Raw genomic sequence first — 20,357 nt, forward strand, 5'->3', positions numbered from 1 at the left:
ACAACGCTTAGGGATTCACTAGGTCAAATGTCGAAAAAGAAAATCATTTATATATAGCAGCACAAGCAACTGTAGAAGATCGTGCAAAAATGAAAGGTTACTTTATGAAAAGTTGTGAACTTGAATACCTGTTTTGGGAGATGGCTTATAAACAAGAGAAGTGGCTATTTTCAAAGACTTAAGCGCCGATTTAACGAGCAAATCCTCTTGCACTTCGTTTATAAATTTGTTAAATTAAAGGTACTTATTTTTGTTCCAACATGATTGAAAGAAGAAACATGTTTTACTACGTTTTTCGTCTTAACAGATTATGCAGAGCAAGAATAGTAATATATTTGTGGATAGTTTTCCACATAGGAGGTACATCAATATGTTACAAGGTAAAGTAAAATGGTTTAACGCAGAAAAAGGTTTCGGCTTCATCGAAGTTGAAGGACAAAATGACGTATTCGTTCATTACTCTGCAATTCAAGGCGACGGCTTCAAAACTTTAGAAGAAGGTCAAGAAGTTTCTTTCGAAGTTGTTGAAGGTGCTCGTGGACCTCAAGCTGCTAACGTTCAAAAATAAGCAGATACTTACAAAAGACTCCTAGTTTAGGAGTCTTTTTTTATACAATGATAAAGTTTTAGATCTTAATTAAAAAGTCCCTTACTCATCGCCCTAAAAGTATGACTAAACGACGAGTAAGAGACATTACATATTACTTATTTTTCTTGTAGGTCTGCTACGTCAACCGTTGTTCTTTCTTCTAACGGACCTCTAGAATGAATCGTAACCGTTCCATCTTCATTGACTCCATCAATCCATACCGATTGATCGTTGTATGTAACTTTGATATCAGCTGATGATGATAAAATTTGCTTTGCACGCTTTACATCCACTTTTCTCACTCCACTCTTGTATGTAGTCAGTCTATTTTTTGAAACAATGGAACTTTTCATACATAAAAAAAGTGGATTCACATGGAACCCACTTTTTTACTTCAATAACTTTTTAATGATGGCAATGTTTTGCTTTTCCGATGGATATCGAAAAGACATGTCGAATTTCGTTGTTTGTTTTAACACACTTTTATAATGTGAAAACGTTTGGAAGCTACTTTCACCATGATATTGTCCGACTCCACTTTCTCCAACACCACCAAATGGTAAGTATGGTGTCGCTAAATGCATCAACGTATCATTTATGCATCCTCCACCATATGAGATTGTGTTAACAATCTTTTCTTGAACAGCTTCACTTTCTGTAAATAAGTACAAAGCAAGCGGCTTGGGACGATTATTAACGAACTGAATGACTTCATGAAGGTTTTCATATTCCATAACTGGTAAGATTGGACCAAAAATTTCTTCTTGCATAACAGGTTTATCTTCACTTACATGTTGTAAAATCGTTGGTCCAATTTTTAATTCCTCTTCATTCACTTGCCCCCCCACCACAATGTCACCATCTTGTAAAAAAGCGTGAAGCCGTTCAAAATGGCGTTGACTCACGATGCGTCCATAACGATCACTTTTTTCAGGATGCTCACCATAAAAATCATGAATAGCTTTTTGTAATTCTTTGACTAACTTGCTTTTCACGTTTTTATGCACAAACAAGTAGTCAGGCGCTACGCATGTTTGACCCGCATTAATTCCTTTACCGAACATGATTCGTTTTGCTGCCAGTTCAATATTCGCATCTTCATGAACAATACATGGACTTTTCCCACCAAGTTCGAGTGTAACGGGAATTAGTTGTTTGGCTGCTTCTTGCATAACAACTTTACCGACATTCACACTACCTGTAAAAAAGATATAATCAAACTTTTGCTTTAATAAAATTTCACTTGTTTTTACGCCACCTTCTACAACGGTGATAAATGATGGATCAAATACTTTGGCAATCATTTGTTCTAACAATCGAGAAACATTGGGTGTTAATTCAGAAGGCTTTAATACAACTGTATTCCCTGCTGCAATTGCTCCGACAACTGGAGATAACGCTAAGTTAAGCGGGTAGTTCCAAGGTGCAATAACAAGAGTAACACCGTATGGTTCAGGAATGACATACCCTTTTGACCCTACATGCGTTAATGCTGTTTTTACCTTTTTAGATTTTACCCATTTATGAATATGTTTAAGGGTAAACCTAATTTCTTCTAACAACACGCCAATTTCTGTCGTATAAGCTTCCACTTCTGATTTATTTAAATCTTGTTTCATTGCATCTAAAATTTCTTGCTCGTGCTCTTTAATGACATTTCGTAATGTTTGTAGTTTTTTTATACGTTCACTTACATCTCTTGTTTTGCTTTCATAAAAGTAATGCTTTTGTTTTTCTACAAGATGTGAAATGACTGCTTCATCTGTTACGTAATATTGTTCATGATTCATCAAAATTCTCCTCTCCTTGTTTTGTAAAACATTCCTCTTCGACAGTTGCTAGCAATGACTTTAATAAAGATACAGCATCTTCTAATGCTAGTGAGTAATAACGTTGTGTTCCTTTTTGTTCAATTTCGACTAACTTTTGATCACGCAATATTTTGAGGTGATGAGAAACGGCGGGCCTTGACAACGTGGATTCAGCTGCAATTTCGTTAACAGTCAGTGGCTCTTTTTCGGCTAATAATAAGATGATATCCTGTCTGGCTGGATCACTTAGTGCTTGAAAGACAGGAATACTTGCTCGAAATAATTGAATAGCTTGATCACTCATAACAGACTCCTTTTTTCTACTTTCTTCTATCATTTATACCCTATTTCTTTATTGATTATGTTGTGATGTCTAAATGTTTAAAAACTTAAACATTTAGACATATAGTAGCGAAATTTTTCACTTTCGTCAAACGCTCAAGATTTTATTACAATATTCACCAATTCATTACATAAAGTAAAGATTACGTCTAGTTTTGACAACCTTTGTCAACAGGCAGGAAAAAAGAGGAATCTATGGTGAATAAAACAAACAAGCTACATACAAAGCTTTAATATGACAATTTATTAAGCTTTCCATATAAAAGAGAGGATGGTGTCATTCTATGGAGCACTATACAATTAAAACTGTATCTGATTTGTTACGAGTAGATAAACGCACACTAAAACAGTGGGAGGATTATTTAGAGGGATACCTTAAAATAGAACGAATTAACAGTACTCGTTTCTACACTGAAGATCAAATTAACCTACTTAAAGATGTAAGAGAATTAGTCGATCAAAAAGTAAGTTGGCCTGATATTCGTGAATACGTACAATTAATGATGTCAGACTCTTTACAGCAAGTTGCTACAACGGAAGATGTTGCAGAAGTAAATAAAGAAACTGAAGAAATAAACGAAGAAACTGCGCACGAAGCAAAAGAGTCCACACTTGAGAATGAACCAACAGAAACGTCTTTATCTTTATCAGATTCTGAACATGTTCACGGTGAACTGCTTGAAAAAGCAAAAACGTATGAAGATGTATTTGCGGCTCTCGATTCATTTAAAAAAGATTTACTGTTTGAAATGCGCCAAGGCATTCGGAACGAAGTTCGGGAAGAAATTATTACAGAGGTAAAAAAAGAAATTGAAAAAGGCAATCATCAAACAGCTGAAATCGTTGAATCTGTGGAAGCGTTTATTTCTGAATCTTCTGAGCGAAATGTAAAAGAAGTTGCAAACATTTCTAAAAAAATTATTCGCACAAATGAACTTGCATTCGAAGAGATTGCGAATGTAATGGAAGATATTACAGAACTATCCAAAGACCAAAAGGAAGAAACGATCCGTATCTTAAATGAAGTGGCGGAGTCTTCAGATGAATCATCAAAAGAAATGCGATACTTATTAGATCGCTTTTCAAGTAATTCTACTGTCGCCATGAATCAAGTGAAATTCATGGTTGAAAAACTGTCAAATTCAGCGAATAGCACAAGCGACGAATTACGTGATTTAATTGATTCGATGAACGAAGAACGCATTTATTTCCTGAAAGAGATGGAAAAAGACCGTAAGATACACCGACAAAACATTGCAGAGCGTGAGCAAATGTTCGGTGAGTTTGTTCAAGGATTTCGCCAAGCAGCAGCTGCAGAAGCACAGCGTAATAATAAAAAATGGTGGAAACTTTGGAAAGAATAATACATTTATAAATTGATCATGCGGTATTCATCGAGTGAGTTCCGCATGATCATAGTTCGGATTACTTCCTATCTAGGACGTGTTTTTTCCACTTGTTTATTTGTTTTGTTACTCGCAAGCTCTTGAGAAAGTTCTGTATTCGTTACACTTTTCACACTTTGTAAGCCTGCTTTTTGTTTACGATTTCGCTTTGTCATTGTTGTTTCCCCCTACAGCTTTTTAGAGGATGCTCCTCACTTTTACTATGTGCAAGGAATTGATTTTTACAATACGAAAAAATTGTTAATACCATCTCATTTCCACTTCTGCTATCTACAACTGTTTTTACGCCTTTCTGCCCTCACTTTTACGCTTCTACTACCTATGTCAGTACCTTCATTTATTTAACTATTTATCGTTAAGCTATCTTCACTTACTCATAGGATTTTACCCTTCATATTCCTCGAGATTGAAGGATTTTCCGCCTATATTTCCGATAAAAAGACATGAAGTCAAAAAGTCCAACTTTTCTTTTTGACTTCACGTCTTTTATTTAAGCCGTTGTCGTTTGTTCACTTCGTTCGTTGACTTGCCTTGAACCACTTAATTTTAATAATCCGTTTCCTTGATACTTACGACTGTAAGCTAATTTTACAGTATGCTTAATCATTTGTTCGTAAAGTTCAGGCTCTGTTAATGGCTTGTCCATCTCGGCTTCAAGTTTTTCGATTAGTAGCGCTGCAGCCCCTGACACATGAGGAGTAGCCATCGATGTTCCTGACAAAACCGCATATTCGTTCTCAATATATGTTGATAAGATATCTTCACCAGGTGCAACTAAATCAATTTCATCGTTTGTATTACTAAAAGTCGAAATTTCTCCTTTTAAATTTACAGATCCTACTTGCACAACTTCTTTATATGCACCCGGATATGCATGTTCGTCTGTTCGATCTTTTCCATCTCCTTCATTTCCAGCTGCGCATATTACTAATATTTGTGCTTCTACCGCTTTTTTTATCGCATTGTGTAAAGAAGACTCATCCTCTTTACCACCAAGTGACATCGACATGACCCTTACTCTCTCTCCATTAGGCCCTCGCCAATTAATGGCATAATGGATTGCTGCAACCACCCATTCATTTGTACCAAATCCTTCTTTTGACAATACTTTCAACACAAGAAGTTTCGCAAGCGGAGCGACACCAACCACACCTTGTTCGTTTTCCATAGCACAAATCGTTCCTGCAACATGCGTTCCATGACCATTATAGTCATCATAGTTTGTTGGATCACCTTTATCATCAGACGTAAAGTTATAGCCATCAATAATACGCTCTTTTAAGTCTCGGTGAGCCATGTCGCATCCTGTATCTAAAACAGCAATGACCATTCCTTGCCCTTTGTAACCTTCTTGCCACAACACAGGGGCTTCAATAAGTTGTATACCAGGTGGTACTGTTTTTGTTGATGGCATAACAGCTTGTACACGATAAGGAATCAGTCCTACTTTTCCCATTTTCTTTCCCTCCACTTTAGAAATTAATGAGTAAAAACGACATGTAATTCCATTTACCTATCTCTTTACTATGCCTTCTATCACAAAATTTCTTACAATTCCGAAAAATTAATGGTCTTTTTTTCGTGGATTTGTATTATAATAAACTTGTAACGATTTTTTCCCATGATTGTTGGCGTTTCTGTTATAAGAAGCGCCTTTTCTTTTTAGGCTTTTCTTTTACCTTTAAGTCTTTTATGTTTTTTAGTCCAATTGTAATCGTTGTAAAAATGGTGGCAAGTAAAGCGAACAGTTGCAACGACTGCTCTAGCCACTGCATGTGTATCACCTCCTTTTCTACATAAAAAAGCCCTACACAGCTTGCAAAAGACTGCTAGGACTTATACTAATGAGATGAAATCTACATTGGTTTCACTATTATGACAAATAGGATAAATATGGAATACATGTCCATTAAATTGTAACATAATTTACATATATAAACAAGTTATTTTCTGAATTATCAAATTTAAATAAACTATCTCATTGTTTCTACACTCAACAATACATTCTATGTCCACTATGTAAAAATAGGACAACTTTTTCTACGTGATATTCGTAGCTCGTCAAACTTCTTTACGATGTTTGACCAATGAATATGCCTCGGTCAATTCCTGAACGGCGTATCTTAACGACCGCCTCAACATCTACTTTCATCGTGGTAAACTTCTCATTCCACTCATCTTTCACCTTTTTAAAGCTTTGATAATCTTGTACGAACATTTTCTCACCGAATCCAAAAATATCTGCTCCATACTCTTGCTGTGTTTTTTGTACTGTTTGTTCTACTTGAGTTGCGATATGATTTTGAGCTAATTTTTCAAGTTCACGATATGTCTCTGCTTTTCCTAAGTCTTTTTTACATGACACACTATCAATATAAGCTTCCATTATTAAATTCACTTTCGCTTCTGGCGTACCACGCCTATCCTTAACGTGTATCGTTGTATCATTGTGATAAACTCGAACAGCAAAGTAATCATTTTTTCCACACGGAATCGTAAAAGTTGTTCGTTTTAATCGATCAGCTAATATTAAGTAATTTCGTGTATCTTCAATATTGAGATAGCCAATTAGCTTCCCACCTTTAAAAACAGCCAATCCATCTGATTTCACAATAGCATCTAGCTTTACTTTTTGAATGTTTTCAATCGATTCGCCTTTTTTAGGAGAGCCTTCAATTACAACTGCTGCCGCAACAGGCTCTTTTCCTTGTGATAATAAAGCTTCAATCATATCTTTTAAACGAACGCCAGGATCTCCTCCCCATTCCTTTTGAAGGGCTTCTAGTTGAGTGTTAATTTTAGTACTCGAAACTCGTTGCAATGGATAAGTCATACTTAACACTTCATCTGCTTCCGTCCCTTTGGCAATGACGATATTAAAATCATTACGAACTTCCCGATTGCGCTCTAAAAAATCAAAAAAGTCACTAACTCCTTCTTTTGCTATTTCTTCACTAATAACAACAGCTCGCATATGAGAGTAAATTAAATGCCGAGATAAACCTGTATTCATTTTTTGAGTAAGTTCTGCAATGTCATCTCCTTCTACTGAATAAACAACAGCTGCTGTTGCGCTTCCTCCAGTTTTGGGATTTAATTGAGTCGCATTCACTCCTTCAACACTAATTTTATAACGACTATTCTCTCCTTTATCCACAGCAAGACCGCTTACAATGGACAATTCGCTTAACTCAACTAAGTCCCAACATCCAGATAACAATGTCATACAACAAATAAGTAAACTAAGTACGACTTTTCTCATGTAGAATCATCCTGATTGGGTGGATGAGGGCGTGTTGTGTTTGGTTGTTTTACTGGTTTTTCCGCCGTTAAAAATGCTGGGCGCCATTTCATCATCCACATCGGCATCCGAAAAAACGTATCTTTCTGATCTTCTTTGTTCATCGTCGCTACAGTTGCTAAATAAGGTACACCAAATGAACGCAATGCGTTTAAATGGGCAACCATCACCATTAACCCTAACATCACTCCGTACAAACCAATCGAAGCTGCAATGACAATAAAACCAAAACGCAAAAGACGAGAAGCCATTGAAAATGAATAAACCGGACTAACAAACCCAGCAATAGCTGTTAGTGACACGATAATAACCATAATGCTCGAGATAAGTCCTGCTTCTACAGCAGCTTGCCCAATGACTAATCCTCCTACTACTGAAACCGTCATCCCGATTGCACGAGGCATACGGATTCCAGCTTCACGCAAAATTTCAAACGTAAGTTCCATAATAAGTGCCTCTACAACTGTTGGAAATGGGATACCTTCACGTTGTGAAATGATACTAACAAGAAGTTGAGTAGGAATGAGCTCTTGATGAAATGTAATGACCCCTACATAAATGGATGGCAAAATCATTGACAATAAAAAAGCACCATATCGAATAAATCGAATGAACGACACCATCATGAATTGCTGAAAGTAATCTTCTGAAACACGAAAGAAGTCACTAAAAATAGCTGGTACTAGTAACACAAATGGACTTTCCTCTACAACAATTGCTATCTTCCCTTCTAAAATTCCTGCTGTAATTGAATCTGGTCGTTCTGAGTTAAAAATGAGGGGAAAAGGCGTCATCGTTTGGTCTTGTATGTATTCTTCTAACGTACCGGAATCGTAAATCATGTTAGACTTTGCACGATCTATTCGTGATCTTACTTCCTTTACAATCTGTTTATCTACAATTCCGTCCATATAACATAGAAACACGGTTGTTTCTACTTCTTCACCTGTTGAAATGGATTCTACACGCAACGATTCATTTTTCAGCCGTCTTCGTATTAAACTAATGTTAATATCGGCACTTTCAGTAAATACGTCTTTTGGTCCTCGAATGGTTGTTTGAGCAGTTGGTTCACTAATTTGCCGATATGGGATATTTTGAATTTTTAATGTGACAGCTTCTTCTAGTCCTTCTAGAAAAAGAAGACAAAACCCACTAAGCATCTGTTTGATCGCTTTTTGGTAATCATGAACAAACGTCTTCGGTGTTCCAATAAACATCCCGTCACAAAAGTGAGAAAATTCATCTTTGTTATGAATTTGACGATTTTTCTCATCCATTGTAGTGATGGGTTCAATAATCTTTTGCGCAATTAATTGGTCATCGGTCATGGAATCAAGGTAACAAAGAAGAGCTCGCTGACCATTTACTAATAATGTGACAATAGTTAAATCGACAGACTGACCGAAGCTTGTTTCAATAATTGCTTTTGTTTCATCTAGTTTGCTTGAAATAGCGATAGCACGTAGTTTTGTCTTTTGGTTATTTTGCTCTGTAGATTGTTGGTTTTCTTGATGCTTTTGCTGCTGTTCTTGTGCATTCTTCTTTCGATTTTGCTCATTGTTTTCGCTGTCTTGTTGATTGTTCTGTTGTTCTGATTCTTCACTATTTTGATCTCGGCTATTTCGGTCTTCTTTATGTGACTTTTCTTTAGAACGTTTTTTCTTCTCTCTTTTTTGCTTACGCAGTTCAATGAACTCCTCTAGTTTCATACTTGACTCCCTCCTTTTTTACTTATTTTTTCTCGAAGCCATAATCCTACTAACAAACCAATAGGAATAAAAATTTGAAATGGCAAATGAAAATAATACGGGACAAACTTTAAGCCCTCTTCTAAATGCTCAGCATAATTATTTGCAATTAAAATCGATTGAAAGCCAGCAACGGCTGTAACAGGAATGACAAATAAATGATAGGACTGGCCACTAATGAATTCGAGCCCTTTTAATGCTCCATATAAAAAGATGGTTACCTTCACAAAAATACCAAGCATCATGACGAACACAACAAGTGCATCCAACCTTTCTAAAAAATTCGCAAGAGAAATGGTTCGAATTGCAGATAATAGTGGAAATGCGGCTCGGTCTGCTAGTTCAACTCCTAGAACGGACAGCTTAATAACCGTAAATAAAGCAAGCATGATACCAGAAAATAACATGGCAACCACGCATACTTTCATTGTTTCCTTACGCTCATTCATCGCAGCTACGAAGGTTGTAAAGACAATAACCTCTCCGAATGGAAATGTCAGCACACTTGGAAAAATAGCTTTTAATACAGGAGACATACCTTCTGCTAATACAGGACGTAATCGATCAGTTTCCATACTTTGATTCACAAATAAAAAAAGAATAATAAGAAATAAAAACAAAATAAAATACGGCATAAAGATACCTACGGATCGACTTGTTACTTCAAGTCCAAGCACTAAGTAATACATCACAACGAGCAAGAATAAAATAGAAATAACTTCAATGGGCGTATTAGGGAAGATGACAGTGTTGACTAATTCTCCAAAATCCCTTAATACACGTGCTGCTACATAGAGAAAATAAAGAACGTATAAAAATGCGAGTATAATACCAATCTTTCTTCCCAATAACGTTGTAAACGTATCGTATAAATGTTTATGTTTTGTTTTAAATAACATATGACAATAGACGATAAGTAGCAAAAGGCCTAGTATAGAACCACCCAACACCGCTAACCATGCATCTTGTTTCGCTTCACTTCCGATATCCACTACAACAGCCGATCCAATTTCAAAACTAACAATCAACATAAATAGCTGTGAATACGAAATGACTTCTTTACGTATCATGTTCACCTCAACCTTGTTGCGTATTCTTCCTTTTCTTTCTTCTCTTCCAATCACCTACCATTCCCACCAGTAAACAACCGAAAGTAAAAATCAAGATATAGTGTTTCCCAACGCTTTTTCCTTCGATAAACATGACATAAAAAGCGTCAACCATACTCGTTTTCATTAACAACGCATCCGTTAATAAAGTAATACTGACTAATCCGACTAAAACGAAAAGAGAAAGGAGTGTAATCATTCTGTATTTTCACCAACCATTTCTTACAGGTAGTTTTTCTCAATCAATGAAAAACATGCGTATTTTAGGTGAATAACACCTACACCTTTTCACATAAAAAAGTCTCTCAGTATGTTCATCTACCAATGACATACTGAGAGACTTTTTTACTTTTTAATCACACCACATGCAATGCGATCTCCTGCATTTCCTGCTGGATCTGTTGTATAATCGTCTGGCTTTTCATGAATCATAAGTGCCGTACCGTCCATATCTAGCAACGAATTAGGCTTTCCTTGTTGAAGTGTCACGAGTGAGGCAAATACTTCTGTATTAATCTTTCCATCTTGACCTACTTCAATATTAGGAAGATCACCAGCATGAGGACCTTCTGGATTTTTAAATCCGTGTTGACGTTTAAATGGATTGAAGTGACCACCGGCTGATTGAAAATCAGGTTTCTCGCATTTACCTACATCATGAATATGAAACCCATGACGTCCTGGTGGTAAGTTTTCAGCTGTTAGTTTAATTTTCACACCGTTTTCTTGTTGTGTTAGCATTGCGTCTCCAATCGTTTCACCTTTTGAATTGACAATACTAACATCCACCGTTCCAACAGCTACTTCACTAACAGGCGTTGCTTCTTGATCTTGAATATGAGATTGATGAGAATCTTGTTGATTTGTATTACAAGCAACAAGTGCTGCACTCATCATAAAAAGACTGATTGAAATAAGTAATTTCTTCATTGTAACCCCTCCATATGGTTAGTCATTCTTTTCCATCTTTTCACAGATAGAGGGATTTTAGACATATGTTAGAAAGGTTTCTTTTTTATTCACAAAAAAAGATGGCGAACAGCATGCTCACCATCTTTCATTATTATAGTTTTGTTTCTTTTACCAAGGAAGGTAATGTTTCCTTCATGTATGTGTTCATTTTTTCAATTGCTAGCTGTTGCATAATTGGATCTTTGACTTCTTTCAGCTCTTTCTTCTCACGTTTATCTACTCTTACAATGTGATAACCGTATTCCGTTTTAACAGGCTCTCCAATTTCACCAATCTTTTGATTTGCTGCAGCATCACGGAAACCTCCATCTAGCTGAGCAAGCGGTAGTTGTTCATAAACGCCTTTTGTCTGTTTGCTACCTGGATCTTCATTGTATTTCTCTGCTAATTTTGAGAAATCGCCACCGGCATCTAGTTGTTTTTTCACATCATTGGCAATTTTTTTCGCTTCTTCTTCTGTTCGAACTTCTTTTTCTTTTCCTTCTTTATCTGCTTGCTTTGTTGCAACTAAAATGTGTTGAAACGTCACATTTGTTACTTCATCCGATACATCTTCATAAAATGCTTGAACATCTTCGTCTGTTAACCCTTCACGAAAATATTGTTCCACTTTGTAATAGTTAACGAGATGATTTTTAATGGTTTCTTCTTTTACACTTAACGTTTCATAGCCTTTTTCACGTGTTTGTTCGTCATAAGCAGATGAAATTTGCTTCCAAAGTTCGTCTGCGCGCTTTGACGCCCATTCATCATCCTTCACTTCTTTTGTTACTTTTTCTTCCATCACAAGATGATTTAATACTTCCTTTTGAAATTGCTCTTCATTGATGGGAGCATCGGGATTGACAAAGCCTTGGAATGCTAAATAATCAGCAAACTCTTGTCCTAATACTTCCCCTCCTTCATAAATTGCTACTTCTTTTTTATTTTCAAGTTCTTCTCGCTCAAGCTTTGGAAACTTTACTTCTTGCGCTTGACTTGTCTCTTCTTTTTTTTCTGACGAATCGTTATTATTACAAGCCATTAACGAAACAGCCAGGGCTGCCACTAACGCAACCATACTCATTTTTTTACTCATTATTCAAACCTCTTTCTGTCAAAGTTAGAGAAGTCGTTTTCTTTTGAGAACCTCGATAATAGGTTACTTCTACTTTATCTCCTATTTTCGTCTTCGTATACAAATACTTGCGTAGCTCTTTGCCATTTGCTACTTCTTCTCCATTCAAAGCTACGATGACATCTTTTGATTGAAGTCCAGCATCTGCTGCAGGTGAAAACGGCTCAACGCTTGCTAGTGCAACACCTTTATCGAATTGCTTTGGAAGGTTCAGTTGATCTTGCTGAGCTTGTGGAGATACTTGCGTGATGTCTACCATTGATACCCCCATGTAAGCGCGTTGTACTTTTCCATTTTTCATTAAGTCATCTACAATTTTACTAACATCGTTACTAGGAATCGCAAAACCTAATCCTTCTACTCCCGATTGAGCAATTTTCAAGCTATTGATTCCGATTACTTGTCCAGCTGCATTGACAAGTGCTCCCCCGCTATTACCTGGATTAATTGCTGCATCTGTTTGTAAAACATCTAATTCCCATTCACCTTCTTGTGTGTTAATAGCAATGGAGCGCTCGGTTCCACTAATAATTCCTTGTGTCACGGTGCGTGAAAACTGCTCTCCTAGCGGATTTCCAATTGCAATAGCTGGCTCGCCTTGTACAATGCGAGAAGAATCACCAAATTGAGCAACTTTCTGTACGTATCGACTATCAATCTTTAATACTGCTAAATCTGTTAATGCATCCGCCCCTACAACTTCTGCATCTACTGTTTCACCCGTTGACATCGTGACATTAATTTTACTTGCACCTTCAATTACATGATTGTTTGTCACAACGTAAGCATCTTTACCGTCTTTTTTAAACACAACTCCAGATCCTGTACCACCCTCTGATTCTTGTGTATTCGTTGAAAACGGATTGCTCCGCTGTTCAAATTTTGTCACACTGACAACAGATGGTGAAACATCTTCAATCATTTTGACGAGATCCGTTGAATTTACCGATGTTTGTTGAATCGGTAATGAGTTATTGGATGGCCTTTCTTCTACTGAACTAACAGGTGCTGATGGTGACTCAAGTCCTAACAGTGGACTTGCATATAAGACAATTCCTCCGCCTACAATAGCCCCTGTTAACGATGAAGCAATAAACGGAAGAAAGCGCTTTCTCTTTTTCTCTTGCCGTGTGTATGATGTATACGTTTGAGTTGACTCGTTCTCTTCATGATTAGTCGCATATTGCATGTCGTTTAATTGTTCATTTGTTTCTTGATCATGGTTGTTTTGGTCACGCATATCCATGATGATCTCTCCTTTTAATAAACAGTTTTCTTTGTTGATTCTTACTATACCGAAACAATTTGGGAAAAGTATCAAAACATTATGGGAAATTGTGAAATGCTTCTTTTCTAAAGACACACCGTAGTATAATGACTATGAAGTGTTAGAGGAGTGTGAAAATCATGTCTTATGAAATTTACCTTGTGGAAGATGAAAAAAATTTAAATGAAGTGTTAACTCTTTATTTAGAAAAAGAAGGATGGCTTGTTACGTCTTTTTTAACAGGAGAAGATGCACGTGCCTCGATACATAAACAGCCACATTTGTGGATTTTAGATATTATGTTGCCTGACTTAGATGGTTATCAGCTCATTCGCGAAATTAAAGCTCATTCTACTGACGTACCTGTTATTTTTATTTCCGCTCGAGATGCAGACATTGACAGAGTGCTTGGCCTTGAAATGGGTAGCGATGACTATTTAGCAAAACCTTTTTTACCTAGAGAATTGATTATTCGTGTTCAAAAGTTATTAGCGAGAGTGTACGGTGATTCTACTAAGACAGAAACTCGTCTTTCTCTCTCGCCCTATACAATTGATACTGCAGTCCGAACCGTTTCAGATGACCATGTTCAACTTGACTTAACATCAAAAGAGTTCGATCTTGTGTTGTTGTTTGCCAAAAATCAAGGTCAAGCATTTTCTCGCGAGCAAGTTTTAAATCGAATTTGGGGAGAAGATTACTTTGGTACAGACCGAGTTGTGGATGATCTCGTTCGACGTTTACGAAAAAAGATGCCACACTTACGCATTGAAACCATTTACGGTTACGGCTATAGGATGACAAAGGGATGAGAAACAAACCATTAACGTTTCAAATATGGCTTGTTATTTCTGCCATTTTACTCGTGATCTCACTCTTGCTCGTCATTTTATTTCCAACGACATTACGAAGCTTCTTTACAAATGAAATGTATCGAACAATCGAAAACGAACAATTGATTTTAAAGGAATATGGACTACCTAATCAAAGTGAAGGCTATTTTTTCGGTGGAAATGACAATGTACCTCTTCGAAATCGTTCTGTGCATCATGTTTTTTTACCTGAGAACTTAAATATTCCGTTAATTTCTCGAACTTTGCCTATTGAGGTATTACGTGAAATTCAATTAGCAGCAGCAACTCAAGAAAGCGCAATTGAACGCTATTCGATGAATGTCGGTGAAAAAATACTTTTTTATGTCATTCAAAAAGTCACAGTCAATGGACAACCTGCCTTTTTACTATCTTATTCATGGGATTCATATCGAAATGATTTAGTCGAAACATTATTTAAACAGCTACTTTTTATTATGACAATTGTATTTTTATTAAGCTGGATTCCATCCATCTGGCTCGCTAAATATTTAAGTAAGCCACTCGTTGTGTTAGAAAAGCATGTTCGTCGCATTTCAAAGCAAGATTGGCATGAGCCTGTAAGTGTAAATCGGGACGATGAAATTGGAAAGTTAGGTGCATCTATTGAACAAATGCGCGAACGGCTTGTAAAAAAAGATGAAGCGCAACAAGCACTTCTTCAAAATATTTCTCATGACTTGAAAACACCCGTCATGGTGATTAGAAGTTACTCGCAATCTATTCAAGATGGCATTTATCCGAAAGGAGATTTACATTCAACAGTTCAAGTCATTGAAGACGAAGCAGAAAGGCTTGAAAAGAAAATTAAAGACTTATTGTACTTAACGAAGTTAGATTATTTAGCAACGAAAAAAGTTGAGGGGGAACCTTTTAACTTCTCTACATTAACTGAGGAAGTTGTGGAACGCTTTCGTTGGACACGCCCTGACTTAGATTGGCATGTAAATGCATGTTCTCTTTTTATAAAGGGAGATCGAGAACAATGGTCGAAAGTAATGGAAAATTTACTAGAAAATCAGTTGCGCTACGCAAAAACAACGATTAGTATTTCATTCAAAAAAGATGGAAATTATGCTAAGTTGACGATTGGCAATGATGGCCCTCCTATCGAACCTCACGTACTTGAAACATTATTTGAACCTTTTCATAAAGGGGTTAAAGGAGAATTCGGAATTGGACTTAGCATTGTTAAGCGAGTTGTGGCTTATCATTATGCGACCATTTGGGCCGAAAACAACAGAAATGGCGTTGATTTTCATATTAACATCCCACTTTTTACAGATAAATAAGCAAAGCGGTGCTAATTCAAGTGATTTTTCACTCTTTAGCATCGCTTTTCATTTGATTAAAACATTTTTTGTTAGTGAAAATAATAAAGAAAACCTACTGAACGATCATTATTGAATATTAACCTTCATACCACTGAACAACATATTCCCCTACTTTGTAAATTAATAACATAGAAGCAATTGTAATTCCGACATGCGCACTTCCAAACCCTACTTTATAGATTGGCGACTTATCTAAATACGTCACAATTAAATATACTCCTGCTACAATATTAATGGCTGACACAATTCCCAATGTTTTCATCGCATACATTCTCCACAACTCTAACATCTGTCACACTCCTTGTGATTTACAACGCTTTATAAACACGCTTCTTTTCACTAGTAATGTGCACACGTGGAATTTTTTATGTAATATAATCATGAAATGTAGATGAAGTATTTAAACTTGAATCTTTAACATGACATGTTATAATAAAAACCTACTATTTTCATAGGAAAAGGTGATGATATTGAATACAACGACTGTGAAACAACAAACATCTAAAAATACACAAGCGAATCCTTTATCGGCTCCTTCATTAAAACAACCGAAACAGATGCTTGTAGCCGCAGGACTAGTAGCATCTGTTTTATTAGGAAGTGTAATTGTCGGTTCTGAAGGATCTGTACAAGGTGTTTTATTTATTCTTGGTTTGTTACTTGGGTTTACACTATTTCACGCACGCTTTGGATTTACATCTGCATTCCGTCGGTTAATGGCTGTTGGAAATGGGGAAGCATTACAAGCCCATATGGTCATGCTTGCTGTTGCGACCACATTATTTGCACTCATTTTATCGAGCGGCTTTACCTTTACAGGTGCAACACCGGCTGGCTATGTATCTCCAGTAGGCGTCAGCTTACTAGTCGGATCGTTTATTTTTGGAATTGGCATGCAGCTTGGAAATGGGTGTGCATCAGGAACTCTTTATTCACTTGGTGGAGGTAGCTCATCTATGTGGATTACCCTTCCTGCATTTATTGTCGGTTCAGTTATTGCTACAGCACACTTTGATTTTTGGATGAACGACATGCCATCTCTTCCTGCTATTTCTCTAGCTGAACATACAGGATTAGGTTACATTGGCGCATGGTTCGTTCAGATGATTGTATTTGGGCTTATTTTCTTACTCACGCTTTACATTTCTAAAAAGAAAAATCCACCAAAGATGAAAAATCTTCCAACGACTCAAGGTTGGAAACGTATTTTCCGTGGTTCTTGGCCTCTATTAGTCGCAGCCATTGTATTAGCTGTGTTAAATGCGGTTACACTTACTGTTCGTGGTCAACCGTGGGGAATTACTTCAGCTTTTGCATTATGGGGTGCTAAAATCGGAGGATTCTTTGGCCTTGATGTAACACAGTGGGGATACTGGCAACAACCTCAAAACGCCAATGCTCTTACTCAATCCGTACTTGCTGATTCAACAAGTGTGATGAACTTCGGCATTATACTCGGTGCATTTTTAGCATCAAGTATTGCAGGAATCTTTGCTCTTAAAAAGATTCGCAAAGGTGTAGCAGCATCATCATTAATTGGAGGATTAATGATGGGGTACGGTGCTCGTCTTGCATTTGGTTGTAACATCGGTGCTTACTTTGGAGGAATTGCGTCATTTAGTTTGCACGGATGGGTATGGATGGTCATGGCGATGCTCGGAACATATGTTGCTCTCTTCATTCGCCCGCTATTCGGCCTTTCAAATCCAAAACCGAATGATTCAGTTTGCTAACTTTCAATCACATTAAACGAACACCCCTTGCTCATTATTTGTAAGCAAGGGATGTTGTGTTTGTATGACATGTGAAGTTTTGTTAGCAATGGATGTTATTTATCCATTTTATACTCTTTCTTCGTTCCATCATTAAACGTCACTTCTAATTCAAACTTTTGAAAGTCTTCTTTTAGGTCAAACGTTTTTAACACTTCTTTCATCACATCTTCATCTGATGTATTTTGATCAAATGTTAATTGTTCTAACTTAGGTGCAAGCTCTTCGTATGCTTTGTCACCTTCTAATTTTTTGTCGTTTTGCTTGTCTTCCATTTTTGCTTCGATTTTTTCATTTGCTTCTTTTTCGTATTCAGCATCAAATTCGTTATTCATGCCCTTATAATCCACTTCTAAATCAAACTCTGTAAAATTCATTGTACTATTTGATGCATTCATAGTACTTTGATTTGTTCCTTCTTGCATTTCTTGTTCCGGCGGTGGAGACTGAACTTCATCGTTGTTACAAGCTGTCATAAATATCATCGCTGCAAAAGGTAAACTAACCATTGTAAGACCTTTTTTCATTTCCATTCCTCCTTATCTAACTGCTTACTATTTTTATACCCTGTAGTCAAATTTCTATTCAACCACACTAGACTAGAATAAGAAAACAGTAAAGGAGATTTACATAAAAAAAACCTTGCTCACTCATCCATTTTCCCATGAATGTTGTAAGCAAGGGGCGTGACTAATGCTTCTTTTGATGTTGTCTTAACTGTTCTTAGCTATTTGTATAGGAAATGGAGTATACATTGTTAAAATACGCATTATAAAGAGACTCTACCGCTTTTGGAACAGCATCACTCTTCACACCAAACATCATACTTACTTCAGATGACCCTTGGTTAATCATTTCTAAGTTTACATCTGCGCGCGCTAACGCTTCTGTCGCTTTTGCCGCGATCCCAACGGAACTGTTCATACCTTCACCAACGACCATAATGAGGGCTAAATCTCGTTCAATAAATAACTCATCCACTTCAAGTTCTGTTTGAATACGAGAAAATATGCGTTCTTCTTTTTCAGGTGTTAATTGATGCTCACGCATAATGACTGAAATATTATCGATTCCAGAAGGTGTATGCTCGTATGAAATACCTTCATCTTCTAAAATTTGAAGTAATCGGCGACCAAAGCCCAGTTCTCGGTTTAACAAATATTTACTTACGTGAATATTACAGAATCCTGCATCTCCAGCGATTCCCACAACGGGTGTATCACTATATTTTCTCTTTGGTAAAATAAACGTACCTGGCGCAATTGGATTGTTGGTGTTCTTGACACATACAGGAATGCCTAATTTATAAACTGGCTCTAACGCTTCATCATGGAATACAGAAAACCCACCATATGAAAGCTCACGCATTTCTCGATACGTAACTTCTTTCACTTCTTTTGGATTTTTAACAATTCGTGGATCAACACTATAGATGGAATCCACATCTGTAAAATTTTCATATAGTTCTGCTTCTACACCTGCAGCTAAAATTGAACCGGTAATATCTGAACCGCCTCTTGAAAAGGTCACCATGTTTCCGTCTTCTGAATAACCAAAGAAGCCTGGTACAACTAAAATACCGGTGCGCTCTTTCAGTTTCGCAATTTCGTTATATGAATGTGGCAATACTCGTGCATTACCTGGTTCATCGGTTACGAAAATTCCTGCTTCTTTTGGATTTACATAGTACGCTTCATGACCTAAATGTTTAAAATATGCAGCCATTAATTTAGCATTGTTATCTTCACCACTTGCTTTGATACAGTCAAGCAAGCGGAATGAGTCATGTTTATGTATATCAATAATGGATTGTAAGTTTGCCATAATGTCAGACAGAATCTCAGGTGACATATCTAGTTCAGTCGCAATGTCTCGGTAACGATCAACAATTTGACCAAACTCATTCATATAATCTTCGCCTAATTGTACTTTCGATGCCAAGGCAATTAGCATATCTGTCATTTTCATATCTTCACTAAATCGCTTACCAGGGGCTGACACAACTATAACACGTCGCTCTGGATCACTGGTTACAATTTTTGCTACTTGTTTAAATTTCTCCCCACTTGCTACAGAACTCCCACCAAATTTCGCAACCTTCATTTTTACGACACTTCCTTACTCTCTTTTTAATATTAGACTATTGTATCATACTCTTCATTTGTGAAAAGTATGATGTCTAATTTTTCTAACTATTCATCTAAAATTAATCCAATTGTACATAAAGGGTGAACATTTGTCCACTCTTTATGTACAATCCATGATTCAATTTTTCTTTTTTTTAGCAATCCTATCATAACTACCGTAATAAATGAACCAATTAAATCTAAGATCAATTGATGTCGCTCTAGCGTTAACATACTCACACCTCTTTTAAAACGTTTTCATTTTATGTATTTACCATTTATCATGAACACCAGTCAAAAACACTCAAAAAAGTTGCGTCAACAGGAGTACAACCATCCCTTTTGACGCAACCGATACAAAAAGTATTGTTTATTTATCTACCAAATAAATATAATGTGATATATAATATCGTTCCGACTGCTGTCGCAAGACCGAGTGTAGCTAAAAACCGATACACTCGCATTTTCACAAACTCTCTTAATTCAACTTCTTTTCTTCTCCCTTTTCTTTGCTCTTGCTCCATCATTGTTCCCTTCTTTTACCCTTTTACTTACTATATGCAGGAACGATGGCGACAATGCTTGGGT

The 20,357-nt window shown here is 36.6% G+C and carries 23 protein-coding genes; 5 read left to right on the top strand and 18 right to left on the bottom strand.

From position 1 onward, the window contains the following. Nucleotides 1-370: 370 nt before the first annotated feature. Nucleotides 371-568, top strand: a complete 198-nt coding sequence (locus tag DIS06_RS17820) for a cold-shock protein (RefSeq protein ID WP_110114589.1) — start codon at nt 371-373, stop codon at nt 566-568. Nucleotides 569-705: 137 nt separating this feature from the next. Here DIS06_RS17820 and DIS06_RS17825 read toward each other — a convergent pair whose 3' ends face one another. The 3 genes from DIS06_RS17825 to DIS06_RS17835 form a co-directional block, all read right to left on the bottom strand. Then, nucleotides 706-882, bottom strand: a complete 177-nt coding sequence (locus DIS06_RS17825; protein WP_110114590.1) for an H-type small acid-soluble spore protein — start codon at nt 880-882, stop codon at nt 706-708. A gap of 96 nt (nt 883-978) precedes the next feature. Beyond that, nucleotides 979-2,379: an aldehyde dehydrogenase gene (locus DIS06_RS17830; protein WP_110114591.1), complete on the bottom strand. Its 1,401-nt coding sequence runs from the start codon at nt 2,377-2,379 to the stop codon at nt 979-981. Beyond that, complete coding sequence (locus DIS06_RS17835; RefSeq protein ID WP_110114592.1) at nt 2,369-2,704, bottom strand: ArsR/SmtB family transcription factor; 336 nt, start codon at nt 2,702-2,704, stop codon at nt 2,369-2,371. The genes DIS06_RS17830 and DIS06_RS17835 overlap by 11 nt, the downstream gene beginning before the upstream one ends. Before the next feature lie 322 nt (nt 2,705-3,026). On the opposite strand from DIS06_RS17835, the gene DIS06_RS17840 reads away from it, so the two are divergent. Next, the gene (locus DIS06_RS17840; RefSeq protein WP_110114593.1) at nt 3,027-4,106 is read left to right on the top strand and encodes a helix-turn-helix domain-containing protein; all 1,080 of its coding nucleotides are present in this window, start codon (nt 3,027-3,029) and stop codon (nt 4,104-4,106) included. A gap of 68 nt (nt 4,107-4,174) precedes the next feature. Here the strand turns inward: DIS06_RS17840 and DIS06_RS20800 are convergent, their stop codons facing one another. The 10 genes from DIS06_RS20800 to DIS06_RS17880 all read right to left on the bottom strand — a co-directional run bounded on the left by DIS06_RS20800 (nt 4,175) and on the right by DIS06_RS17880 (nt 13,644). After that, nucleotides 4,175-4,303 (bottom strand): hypothetical protein, encoded by a 129-nt coding sequence (locus DIS06_RS20800; protein WP_275425442.1) that lies wholly within the window; start codon nt 4,301-4,303, stop codon nt 4,175-4,177. Nucleotides 4,304-4,638: 335 nt separating this feature from the next. Then, on the bottom strand, nt 4,639-5,604 hold the full coding sequence (locus DIS06_RS17845) for a S8 family peptidase (protein WP_110114594.1): 966 nt from the start codon (nt 5,602-5,604) through the stop codon (nt 4,639-4,641). A 184-nt stretch (nt 5,605-5,788) separates the two neighbouring features. After that, nucleotides 5,789-5,923, bottom strand: coding sequence for a hypothetical protein (locus DIS06_RS20805; protein ID WP_275425443.1), 135 nt, complete (start codon nt 5,921-5,923; stop codon nt 5,789-5,791). Nucleotides 5,924-6,219: 296 nt separating this feature from the next. Continuing rightward, nucleotides 6,220-7,410, bottom strand: a complete 1,191-nt coding sequence (locus tag DIS06_RS17850) for a Ger(x)C family spore germination protein (RefSeq protein ID WP_110114595.1) — start codon at nt 7,408-7,410, stop codon at nt 6,220-6,222. Next, the gene (locus DIS06_RS17855) at nt 7,407-9,161 is read right to left on the bottom strand and encodes a spore germination protein (RefSeq protein WP_110114596.1); all 1,755 of its coding nucleotides are present in this window, start codon (nt 9,159-9,161) and stop codon (nt 7,407-7,409) included. Before DIS06_RS17855 ends, DIS06_RS17850 begins: the two co-directional genes overlap by 4 nt. Next, on the bottom strand, nt 9,158-10,270 hold the full coding sequence (locus DIS06_RS17860) for a GerAB/ArcD/ProY family transporter (protein WP_110114597.1): 1,113 nt from the start codon (nt 10,268-10,270) through the stop codon (nt 9,158-9,160). Before DIS06_RS17860 ends, DIS06_RS17855 begins: the two co-directional genes overlap by 4 nt. Nucleotides 10,271-10,277: 7 nt before the next feature. Further along, on the bottom strand, nt 10,278-10,508 hold the full coding sequence (locus DIS06_RS17865) for a hypothetical protein (protein ID WP_110114598.1): 231 nt from the start codon (nt 10,506-10,508) through the stop codon (nt 10,278-10,280). Between the two features lie 146 nt (nt 10,509-10,654). Continuing rightward, entirely contained in the window at nt 10,655-11,239 is a 585-nt protein-coding gene (locus DIS06_RS17870; protein WP_110114599.1) for a superoxide dismutase family protein, read from the bottom strand. A gap of 133 nt (nt 11,240-11,372) precedes the next feature. Then, on the bottom strand, nt 11,373-12,359 hold the full coding sequence (locus tag DIS06_RS17875) for a peptidylprolyl isomerase (protein ID WP_110114600.1): 987 nt from the start codon (nt 12,357-12,359) through the stop codon (nt 11,373-11,375). Beyond that, complete coding sequence (locus DIS06_RS17880) at nt 12,352-13,644, bottom strand: S1C family serine protease (RefSeq protein ID WP_239422130.1); 1,293 nt, start codon at nt 13,642-13,644, stop codon at nt 12,352-12,354. The genes DIS06_RS17875 and DIS06_RS17880 overlap by 8 nt, the downstream gene beginning before the upstream one ends. A 161-nt stretch (nt 13,645-13,805) precedes the next feature. Between DIS06_RS17880 and DIS06_RS17885 the strand changes: the two genes are divergently transcribed. Both DIS06_RS17885 and DIS06_RS17890 read left to right on the top strand, forming a co-directional pair. Continuing rightward, nucleotides 13,806-14,477 carry a response regulator transcription factor gene (locus tag DIS06_RS17885; RefSeq protein WP_110114601.1) on the top strand — a complete coding sequence of 224 codons (672 nt, stop codon included), beginning with the start codon at nt 13,806-13,808 and terminating at the stop codon, nt 14,475-14,477. Beyond that, entirely contained in the window at nt 14,474-15,829 is a 1,356-nt protein-coding gene (locus DIS06_RS17890; RefSeq protein ID WP_110114602.1) for a sensor histidine kinase, read from the top strand. The genes DIS06_RS17885 and DIS06_RS17890 overlap by 4 nt, the downstream gene beginning before the upstream one ends. A gap of 118 nt (nt 15,830-15,947) precedes the next feature. Here the strand turns inward: DIS06_RS17890 and DIS06_RS17895 are convergent, their stop codons facing one another. Further along, a complete protein-coding gene (locus tag DIS06_RS17895) occupies nt 15,948-16,160 on the bottom strand; it encodes a hypothetical protein (RefSeq protein ID WP_110114603.1) in 213 nt (70 codons plus the stop codon). Between the two features lie 175 nt (nt 16,161-16,335). Between DIS06_RS17895 and DIS06_RS17900 the strand changes: the two genes are divergently transcribed. Then, complete coding sequence (locus DIS06_RS17900) at nt 16,336-17,604, top strand: YeeE/YedE family protein (RefSeq protein ID WP_110114604.1); 1,269 nt, start codon at nt 16,336-16,338, stop codon at nt 17,602-17,604. 95 nt (nt 17,605-17,699) lie between these two features. On the opposite strand, the gene DIS06_RS17905 is transcribed toward DIS06_RS17900, so the two are convergent. The 4 genes from DIS06_RS17905 to DIS06_RS20250 form a co-directional block, all read right to left on the bottom strand. Next, entirely contained in the window at nt 17,700-18,170 is a 471-nt protein-coding gene (locus tag DIS06_RS17905) for a YusW family protein (RefSeq protein ID WP_162596014.1), read from the bottom strand. Between the two features lie 196 nt (nt 18,171-18,366). Continuing rightward, nucleotides 18,367-19,746: an aspartate kinase gene (locus DIS06_RS17910; RefSeq protein ID WP_110114606.1), complete on the bottom strand. Its 1,380-nt coding sequence runs from the start codon at nt 19,744-19,746 to the stop codon at nt 18,367-18,369. Between the two features lie 89 nt (nt 19,747-19,835). Next, the gene (locus DIS06_RS20245; RefSeq protein ID WP_162596015.1) at nt 19,836-20,003 is read right to left on the bottom strand and encodes a hypothetical protein; all 168 of its coding nucleotides are present in this window, start codon (nt 20,001-20,003) and stop codon (nt 19,836-19,838) included. A gap of 140 nt (nt 20,004-20,143) precedes the next feature. Beyond that, on the bottom strand, nt 20,144-20,293 hold the full coding sequence (locus tag DIS06_RS20250; RefSeq protein WP_162596016.1) for a hypothetical protein: 150 nt from the start codon (nt 20,291-20,293) through the stop codon (nt 20,144-20,146). Nucleotides 20,294-20,357: the final 64 nt, after the last annotated feature.

It is taken from the genome of Bacillus sp. CGMCC 1.16541, from assembly GCF_003184905.1.
In the GTDB taxonomy this organism is placed as follows: Bacteria; Bacillota; Bacilli; order Bacillales; family Bacillaceae_H; genus Priestia.